This window comes from Mesorhizobium sp. M0028, assembly GCF_040323855.1.
Classification (GTDB): domain Bacteria; phylum Pseudomonadota; class Alphaproteobacteria; order Rhizobiales; family Rhizobiaceae; genus Mesorhizobium.
In genome coordinates, this window is record NZ_JAMYVG010000025.1 from 69,492 (window position 1) to 79,324 (window position 9,833).

Genomic DNA, 9,833 nt, shown 5'->3' on the forward strand with positions numbered 1-9,833 from the left:
GATCAAAACCAACCGCTCAAACGTGCTGGCCGCCGTTGATGTGGATTTCTGAGCCGGTCACGTAGGACGCCTGCTGCGAGCACAGGAAGAAGATGATGTCGGCGACTTCCGCGGTGGTGCCGAGCCGCCTCAGCGGAATGGTCTCGACGATTTTTTCCGTGCCCGGCGACAGGATCGCGGTGTCGATCTCGCCCGGCGCAATGGCGTTGACGCGAATGCCGTGCGGACCGAAATCATGCGCCATCTCGCGCGTCAGCGAGCCGAGTGCCGCCTTCGAGGTCGCGTAGGCGGTGCCGGCGAAAGGATGCACGCGGGTGCCGGCGATCGAGGTGACGTTGACGATCGAACCCTTGGCTGACGCCAGCTCCTTGAACAGGCCCCGCGCCAGCATGATCGGCGCGAAGAAATTCACCTGGAAGACGTCGCGCCAGACATGCATCGGCGTGTCGATCGAGTTCATGCGGCTGTTGCCGTCCTTGAGCTTCGGCGAGATGCCGGCATTGTTGACCAGCGCGTGCAACTGCCCGCCATGGGCCTCGAGCCGGTGGCGGATCTCGGAGATGGCGATGCCGACATCTTCCTGGTCGGCGAGATCGACCTTGATGTGGTCTTCCGGGCCGGCCGGCCACGGGCAGTCCTCGGCAAAGGCCTGGCGCGAGCAGGTGATGACGCGCCAGCCTTCGCGTGAAAAGCGCTTGACCGTGGCATGGCCGATGCCACGGCTGGCGCCGGTCAGCACGATGGTTTTTCTGGTGTCGGGTTCAGCCATGTCGCGGTCTCCGGCGCGTGATCTAACCGAATATGGTTACAATGACGAGAGGCCGCCAGAAGATCACAGGGCCGGTTGCGTGGCTGCTGGCAACCGTTCAATAGCAGGTCGGACACTGCACATACAGGCCGAGATTGAGAACAAAGACCAGAGCCGCCAACGTCCAGATAACCCCTAAGAACGCGCCACGCGAGCGCCCGGCCAGACGCGCAACGCCCCAGGCCACCCCATAAGGCAACAAAAGACCCATGATGACGGAGCCGTATACCGCTCCGATTCTTTCCTGATCGAGGTATGCCGGATTGGGGAAATAGAGATACGGCAGATGCCGAATGACCACGACACAAACGGTCATCCCGAGCAGCAAGAGCCACTGCCACGTGCTTAGACGCTTGTATCCTTTGACGTCAGCCGGCTTGGCCGGTTCACCGGACATCGCCTAACCTCCGCCCAGAATGTCCAGGATCGAGGTCTGCCGCTTCTTGACCGGGCCGCCAACTTCGCCGGGCGGCACCGGATGCTTGATCGATCCGGTGGCACTGTCGACGCCCGGCATGGCAAGGCCGCCGGCATCGACCGTCTCAGCAGGGCGCACGGGACGCGAAGCGGGCTGCGTAGCTGCCGCAGGCGGCGCCGATTGGCCAACGGACGCGACCGGCGCCGGCGGTGCCGTGTCGGCCGGTATCTCGTCCGGGACGACGGTGTCGGGCGGCGTCGATTTCCAGGTTCCGGGCAGCGGCCGCACCGGCACGCCCTCATGCGCGGCGACCATGAACTCGTGCCAGGCCTGCGCGGGCAAGGCGCCGCCGGTGACCTTCTTCATCGCGCTGCCGTCATCATTGCCGAACCAGACGCCGGTGGTGAGGTTGGCGGTATAGCCGATGAACCAGGCGTCGCGCGAGTTCTGGCTGGTGCCGGTCTTGCCGGCCGCCGGCCAGGCGAACGCCGCCTTCCTGGCCGTGCCGATCTCGACCGTGCCGGTCATCATCGAGTTCATCATGCCGACGACATCGGGCTTGACGACGCGCGGCGCACCGCCGCCATTGTTTTCGTAGAGCACCTTGCCGTCGCTCGTCGTGACGCGGCGGATGAAATGGATGTCGGGCTTATAGCCGCCATTGGCGAAGGGAACATAGGCCGAGGTCAGTTCCAGCGGCGTCACTTCCGAGGTGCCCAGCGCGATCGAAGTGTTGGCCGTCAGCTCGGACTGGATGCCCATGCGGTGCGCCGCCTCGACCACCGCATTCGGTCCGACTTCCATGGTCAGCTGCGCGGCCACCGAGTTCAGCGATTTTGCCAGCGCCGTCGCCAGCGTCACCTTGCCGAAATATTTGCCGCCGTAATTGTCGGGCGTCCAGTTGCCGATCTTGATCGGCGCGTCATTGCGCACGCTGTCCGGCGTACGGCCGGATTCCAGCGCCGCCATATAGACGAACGGCTTGAACGCCGAGCCCGGCTGGCGGCGCGCTTCCGAGGCGCGGTCGAACTGGCTGGTCGAATAATCATAGCCGCCGACCATGGCGCGCACCGCGCCGGAATTGTCGATCGACACCAGCGCGCCCTGGCTGACATTGAGCTTCTTGCCGCTCTGGTCGATCAGCCGGCGGATCGATTGCTCGGCGAGCTTCTGCAGCGTCAGATCGACGGTCGTGTCGACGACGATGTCGCGGCGCACGTCACCGATCAGGTCGGGCAGTTCTTCCATGATCGTATCGGCGACATAGTTTTCCGAGCCGGTCCAGTAGGACGGCGCGCGCGTCGCCGGCGCGCTCATCGCCGTGGTCATCTCCTTGGCGCTTATCTTGCCCTCGTCGCGCATCGCGGCGAGCACCAGCTGCGAGCGCTGCTCGGCCGCCTTTGGGTCGCGTGCCGGCGACAGCCGCGACGGCGCCTTGAGCAGACCGGCGAGAAGTGCCGCCTCCGACAGCGTGACGTCGCGCGCGCTCTTGCCGAAATAGCGGCGCGAGGCCGCTTCGACGCCATAGGCGCCCGAGCCGAAATAGACCCGGTTGAGGTACATTTCGAGGATCTGGTCCTTCGTATGCTTGTGCTCGAGCCACAGCGCCAAAAGCACTTCCTGCACCTTGCGCTCCAGCGTGCGGTCCGGCGTCAGGAACAGGTTCTTGGCCAGCTGCTGGGTCAGCGTCGAGCCGCCCTGCGAAAAATGCCCGCCGAGCACATTGGTCATCATTGCCCGGGAAAGGCCGATCGGGTCGATGCCGAAATGCGAATAGAAGCGGCGGTCTTCGATGGCGATGACGGCCTCGGGAATATAGGGCGACATTTCGTGCAGGCCGACGGCCTCGCCGCCGCTCATGCCGCGATTGCCAAGCAGCTGGCCGTCGACCGAGACGATCTTGATGTTGGGGGCGCGGTCGGGAATGGCCCAGGTGGTGGCCGCCGGCATTTTCGCGCCGTAATAGACGACGATGCCGGCAGTGGCGATACCGCCCCAGATGGCCAGCACGAAGCACCAGTAGAACAGCCGGCCAAGCACGCCGAACGCGCCGCGCCGGCCTTTGCCGCGCCCGCCGCGTGACGGCTTGGCCTTGGTCGATTTGCGCTTTGCGGCGGCTTTGCGGTTGTTCGGCACGACGCGGTCCTCCTCGCTCACCGAAAAACCGGCCGAGGATCTCGCCCCCGGCGATGTCTCGAAGCTGGGTTCGATGCGACTGTCTTTCCGGTTCGCCATGCGCTGTGCTGTCTTCCCCATGCCTATGGCGTTCGGGTTGAAGACTAGATGCGGCGATTTAAGGGCGGGTTAAGTCGGGAAAAATCGAAGTAAACTGTATTCAATCACTTGCGAAGCACGCCCGGCTCGCGACAGTGCCAAAGCCGAAACGAAAAAACCCGCCTCGGCAGGCGGGTCGTTGGCGCCAATAAGCACCATAGCGGGATTAATAGCATAGCTGCCGGCACAAAGCAAGAACAAAATACGCTTCGCCTCAGAATAATCACTTCAGTTCGACGGTTGCGACCACCCTCAGTCGTCCGCGTCCGGGTCGTCGGAGGCGGGCCGCCAGCTGATCGGTTCGATCTTCTTTTGCGTATGGCCGTCCGTATAGGCCCACCAGCCGGCGTCGCTTTCGTCCCAGTCGCCGCCGGCCGCCTTCAGCCGGTCGAGCGAACGGTATTGCGCGATGCTTTCGTTCATCACGCCGTCCCTATCCTGCCAGTAGACGGTGACCTTGGAACCGTCCTTGGGTGCCGTTTCGATCGGTTTTCGCGCAGCCATTTCCATTCCTCCCGGTGAAGCGAACGGAGCGCCGGGACAAGCGCCCTCGGTTCCTGGCCGATGGCCTTTATGAGAATTCGCTCCGGCGAGACATATGGCGTGGTTTTCGAGAACCGGAGCGCAGCGGACATTTGGGTCCGTGAGCACCGGAAGCGGAGAAAACTGCGCCAGATGGCCGCCGGAGTAGAATTATCATGAAGGCCATTAGCTGTGGGCGAAGATATCCTCCTCATCCCAGCCCATCAGGTCGAGTTTCGCACGCGTCGGCAGGAAGCGGAAGCAGGCATCGGCCTCCCTGGTCCGGTTGTCGCGCGCCAGCCGCGCGCTCAGCACGTCGCGCAGCCGGTGCAGGTAGAGCACGTCGGAGGCGGCATATTCGAGCTGCTCGGGCGACAGCGTCTCGGCCGCCCAGTCCGAGGATTGCTGCGCCTTCGACAGGCCGACCCCGAGAAGCTCGAAGCAGATGTCCTTCAGCCCGTGCCGGTCGGTGTAGGTGCGCGTCAGCCGCGACGCGATCTTGGTGCAGAACACCGGCTCCGGCATGACGCCAAAGGCGTTGTAGAGTACGGCGAGATCGAAGCGGCCGTAGTGGAAGAGCTTGGTGATGCTGCGATTCTTCAGCAGGCTGACGAGGTTCGGCGCCTTCCTCTGGCCGGGCGCGATCTGGATGACGTCGGCCGAGCCGTCGCCCGGTGAGATCTGCACGACGCAGAGCCGGTCGCGATGCGGGTTCAGCCCGAGCGTCTCGGTGTCGATAGCGACCGCCCCGACATCGTAATGCAGCAGGCCGGGCAAATCGTTTTTGTGGAAACGTATGTCGCTCATCGTCTTCTCCGGTCGCGGCCCCGTGCAGCGATACGCGACGGGCCGTGCCCGTCCTTGCCGTGATCCGGTGAAAAATCAACACAAAGTTGATTGTGACGCAATTTCAGCGTGTCAGCGCCTCGAGAATGCGCGCCCAGGAGCGCTGGCCCTTGTGGAAAGAGCTCATCTCGTACTTCTCGTTCGGCGAGTGGATGCGGTCGTCGTCAAGACCGAAACCGACCAGCAGCGATTCCATGCCGAGATAGGTCTGGAAATCGCCGACCACCGGGATCGAGCCGCCGCTGCCGGTCACCACCGCCGGCTTCGGCCACTCGTCGGACAGCGCCTGCTTGGCCTTGGCGAGAAAGGGCGAGTCGTAGGAAAGCTGGATCGCCGGCGAGGCGCCGTGCGGATGGAATTCAACCGAGCAGTCGGCCGGAACGCGCTGCCTGACGAATGCCTGGAAGGCGGCGCGGATTTTTGCCGGATCCTGTTTGTGGACGAGGCGGAAGGAGACTTTTGCCGAGGCTTGCGCGGCGATCACCGTCTTGAAGCCCTTGCCGGTATAGCCGCCGATGATGCCGTTGAACTCGGCCGTCGGGCGCGCCCAGGTCAGTTCGAGCACCGAGCGGCCCTTTTCGCCGGACGGAATCGACAGGCCGATCGGGCCGAGGAAGGTCTCGGCGGTCTCGCCCAGCGACAGCCACGACTGCAATATCTGCGAGGGCGTTTCCCCGACGCCGTCATAGAAACCCGGAATGGTGACGTGACCATCCTCATCGTGGATGTCGGCCAGGATTTTTGCCAGGATGCGGATCGGATTGGCGGCCGCACCGCCATACAGCCCGGAATGCAGGTCGCGGTCGGCGGCCGTCACCGTGATCTCCTCGCCGACCAGCCCGCGCAGCGAGACGCAGATCGACGGCGTATCGCGGTCCCACATGCCGGTGTCGCAGACCAGCGCGAAATCGGCCTTGAGCTCGTCCGCATTCGCCTCGAGAAACGGTTTCAGCGACGGCGATCCGGACTCCTCCTCGCCCTCGAACAGGATCGTGATTCGGCACGGCAATCCGCCATGCACCTGCTTCCACGCGCGGCAGGCCTCGACGAAGGTCATCAGCTGACCCTTGTCGTCGGCCGCGCCGCGGCCGGTGATCACCTTGTGGCCGGGCTCGATCTCCTTGACCGCCGGTGCGAACGGGTCGCTTTCCCACAGCTCGACCGGATCGACCGGCTGGACGTCGTAATGGCCGTAAAACAACAGATGCGGCGCGCCTGCCGGCCCGTCGTGATGCGCGACCACCATCGGATGCCCCGGCGTGTCGCGCACGCTGGCGTCGAAGCCGATCAACTTGAGCTCGGCGACCAGCCATTCGGCGGCCTTGCGGCAGTAGGCCGCGTAGTCCGGATCGGTGGAGATCGACTTGATACTGAGCAGGCCGAACAGGCGTTCCAGGCTCTGGTCGAAGTTCTTGTCGAGGCGGTCGAGGACAGGGGAAACTGCGGACATAGGCGGGCCTTTCGATTCTGGCGGCGAATCTAGAGCCCATGCGGCCAAACGGAAAGCCCGCGAACGTTGGGCCACGGGCAGGATCGGGTCGAAAGGCAAAAAAATGCCGCCGTGGTGGAGGGGGAACCACGGCGGCCTTACTCGAAACGATGCGGCAGCCCGGAGAGGGGGGATAGGCTGCCGCAAGTGTCCGGGATAGGCGGGGGACGGGCCTTGCTCCGGACTTCGGCGAAAACTGCCGATGGCGTTTATCTGTGTCTGCGAACGTGGCGATTCAAGGGCACAAAAATTACACTTTTGTAACATAGGCGTGAGCGAACAAAGCTCCGGCCAAGCCGCCAGGCCGGCCAAGCTCACACGCCATTTGTCAGGGTGTTGCCGGAACCCTTGGCGCAAGCCGCCTTTGGCATGGACCGCGGCGCTGCGCCGCGCTATCCCTCGTGCCATGAAAAAAGGCGATCATCTCTTCCTTGTCGACGGCTCCGGCTACATCTTCCGTGCCTATCACGCGCTCCCGCCACTGTCCCGCAAGTCCGACGGGCTGCCGACCAGTGCCGTGCTCGGCTTCTGCAACATGGTCTGGAAGCTGACCCAGGACGCCCGCAACACCGATGTCGGCATCGTGCCGACGCATTTCGCCGTGATTTTCGATTATTCGTCGAAGACCTTCCGCAACGACCTCTACCCCGAATACAAGGCCAACCGCTCGGCGCCGCCGGAAGATTTGATCCCGCAATTCGGCCTGATCCGCCAGGCGACCAGGGCCTTCAACCTGCCATGCCTTGAGACGGAAGGCTACGAGGCCGATGACCTGATCGCCACCTATTGCCGGCTTGCCTGCGAAGCCGGCGCCGACACCACCATCATCTCTTCCGACAAGGATCTGATGCAACTGGTCGGCCCAACGGTTGCCATGTACGACCCGATGAAGGACCGCCAGATCGGCGTTCCCGAGGTGATCGAGAAATGGGGCGTGCCGCCGCAGAAGATGATCGACCTGCAGGCGCTGACCGGCGATTCGGTCGACAATGTGCCGGGCGTGCCCGGCATCGGGCCGAAGACGGCGGCGCAATTGCTCGAACAGTTCGGCGACCTCGATACGCTGCTCGCCCGCGCCGGCGAGATCAAGCAGGACAAGCGGCGCGAATCGATCATCGCCAATGCCGACAAGGCGCGCATCTCGCGTGACCTGGTGACGCTGAAGAACGACGTGCCGGTGACCGAGGGGCTCGACGAGTTCGTGTTGCACGCGCCGGACGGCCCCAGGCTGATCGGCTTTCTCAAGACCATGGAATTCTCGACGCTGACCCGCCGCGTGGCCGAAGCGACGGGAACCGACGCGGGCGACGTTGCGGCCACTCCCGTCACAATAGAGCGTGCCGATACCGCGCATGGCCCCGATATGGGTTTTGGGCTGCCCGCGGCCGCCGAGAGCGCACCGCCGTCGGACGAAGCGGCACTCGAAGCCCCGGCCGCAGCCAGGCAAGGCGACACCCCATCCCTGCTTTCGGCGCTTCGCCTGGAGGCTGCCACCGCCCGCAAGATCGACACCAGCGCCTACGCCTGCATCCGCGACGCCGCGACGCTGAAGGCCTGGATCGCCGAGGCGATGGAGAGAGGCATCGTCGCCTTCGACGTTAAGGCCTCCTCGCCCGATCCGATGCGGGCCGAACTGATCGGCCTTGCCATGGCCGTCGCGCCTGGCCATGCCGCCTACGTGCCGCTTGCCCATAAAAACGGCAATGGCGACCTGCTCGGCGGCGGCGCGGTCGACAACCAGATCTCGATCCGCGACGCACTAGCGTTGCTCAAGCCGCTGCTCGAGGACAAATCTGTCCTCAAGATCGTGCACGACATGAAATACCGCCTCGTCGTCATGAGCCGTCATGGCATCGAGATCGGCCCCTATGACGACACCATGCTGATCTCCTACGTGCTCGAGGCCGGCACCCATGGTGGCCATGGCCTGGAGGCGCTGGCCGATAAATGGCTCGGCCACGCGACCATTCCGCTGAAGGAACTGGCCGGTTCGGGAAGAAACTTCGTCGGCCTCGATCAGGCCGACCTCGGCAAGGCGACGGCTTACGGCGCCGAGCACGCCGACGTCGCGCTCAGGCTCTGGCAGGTGCTGAAGCCACGCCTTGCCGCCAAGGGCCTGGTCTCGGTCTATGAACGGCTGGAACGGCCGCTGGTGCCAGTCCTGTCACGGATGGAACAACGCGGCATCTCCGTCGACCGGCAGATCCTGTCGCGGCTCTCCGGCGAACTGGCACAAGGTGCGGCGCGGCTCGAGGACGAGATCTACCAGCTGGTCGGCGAGCGCATCAACATCGGCTCGCCAAAACAGCTCGGCGACATCCTGTTCGGCAGGATGGGCCTGCCCGGCGGTTCGAAAACCAAGACCGGCCAATGGTCGACCTCGGCGCAGCTTCTCGAAGACCTCGCCGCCGAAGGCCACGAATTGCCGCGCAAGATCGTCGATTGGCGCCAGCTGACCAAGCTGAAATCGACCTATACCGATGCCCTGCCCGGCTTCATCCATCCCGACACCAAGCGCGTCCACACCTCCTACGCGCTTGCCGCGACGACGACCGGCCGGCTGTCGTCCTCGGATCCCAATCTGCAGAACATCCCGGTGCGCACCGTCGAGGGGCGAAAGATCAGGACGGCCTTCATCGCCGACAAGGGCAACAAGCTGGTTTCCGCCGACTACAGCCAGATCGAATTGCGCGTGCTCGCCCATGTCGCCGAAATCCCGCAGCTAAAGCAGGCCTTCGCCGACGGCGCCGACATCCACGCCATCACCGCCTCGGAAATGTTCAACGTGCCGGTCGAGGGCATGCCTTCGGAAGTGCGCCGCCGTGCCAAGGCGATCAATTTCGGCATCATCTACGGCATTTCGGCCTTTGGCCTCGCCAACCAGCTGTCGATCGCACGCGAAGAAGCCGGTGACTACATCAAGAAATATTTCGAGCGCTTCCCCGGCATCCGCGACTATATCGACGCCACCAAGGCCTATGCGCGCGAGCACGGCTTCGTCGAGACCATCTTCGGCCGCCGCATCCACTACCCGGAGATCAGATCGTCAAACCCCTCGATCCGGGCGTTCAACGAGCGCGCCTCGATCAACGCACGCCTGCAGGGCACCGCCGCCGACATCATCCGTCGCGCCATGATCCGCATGGACGAGGCGCTGGAGAAGGCGAAGCTTTCCGCCCGCATGCTGCTGCAGGTGCATGACGAACTGGTCTTCGAGACGGCCGAAGCCGAGGTCGAGGCGACGATTCCCGTCGTCTGCCACGTCATGGAGAACGCCGCCATGCCGGCGGTATCGATGTCGGTGCCGCTGCACGTCGACGCCCGCGCCGCCAACAACTGGGAAGAGGCGCATTAACGTCCCGTCTGCAGCCGGCTAAGTCGCGATCCTTCCCACCCCCCTCTGTCCTGCCGGACATCTCCCCCGCAAGGGCAGGGGAATCGCATATGGCGATTTTGGGGTTGAGTTTAGGCTGAGA

The 9,833-nt window shown here is 64.1% G+C and carries 7 protein-coding genes; 1 reads left to right on the plus strand and 6 read right to left on the minus strand.

Annotated features, from left to right (window positions below; all coding sequences use genetic code 11):
* Positions 1–16: 16 nt before the first annotated feature.
* The 6 genes from NKJ93_RS29535 to NKJ93_RS29560 form a co-directional block, all read right to left on the minus strand.
* Positions 17–769 (minus strand): SDR family NAD(P)-dependent oxidoreductase, encoded by a 753-nt coding sequence (locus tag NKJ93_RS29535; RefSeq protein WP_023718933.1) that lies wholly within the window; start codon positions 767–769, stop codon positions 17–19.
* 97 nt (positions 770–866) lie between these two features.
* Complete coding sequence (locus NKJ93_RS29540) at positions 867–1,205, minus strand: hypothetical protein (RefSeq protein ID WP_352483599.1); 339 nt, start codon at positions 1,203–1,205, stop codon at positions 867–869.
* A 3-nt stretch (positions 1,206–1,208) separates the two neighbouring features.
* Positions 1,209–3,461, minus strand: coding sequence for a transglycosylase domain-containing protein (locus NKJ93_RS29545; protein ID WP_352483600.1), 2,253 nt, complete (start codon positions 3,459–3,461; stop codon positions 1,209–1,211).
* A gap of 291 nt (positions 3,462–3,752) precedes the next feature.
* Positions 3,753–4,004, minus strand: a complete 252-nt coding sequence (locus tag NKJ93_RS29550) for a hypothetical protein (RefSeq protein ID WP_352483601.1) — start codon at positions 4,002–4,004, stop codon at positions 3,753–3,755.
* 204 nt (positions 4,005–4,208) lie between these two features.
* Positions 4,209–4,829 carry a ribonuclease D gene (locus tag NKJ93_RS29555; RefSeq protein WP_031193995.1) on the minus strand — a complete coding sequence of 207 codons (621 nt, stop codon included), beginning with the start codon at positions 4,827–4,829 and terminating at the stop codon, positions 4,209–4,211.
* A 103-nt stretch (positions 4,830–4,932) separates the two neighbouring features.
* Positions 4,933–6,318, minus strand: a complete 1,386-nt coding sequence (locus tag NKJ93_RS29560; protein ID WP_352592668.1) for a M20/M25/M40 family metallo-hydrolase — start codon at positions 6,316–6,318, stop codon at positions 4,933–4,935.
* Positions 6,319–6,763: 445 nt separating this feature from the next.
* On the opposite strand from NKJ93_RS29560, the gene polA reads away from it, so the two are divergent.
* Positions 6,764–9,712, plus strand: a complete 2,949-nt coding sequence (polA, locus tag NKJ93_RS29565) for a DNA polymerase I (protein ID WP_352592671.1) — start codon at positions 6,764–6,766, stop codon at positions 9,710–9,712.
* Positions 9,713–9,833 lie beyond the last annotated feature (121 nt).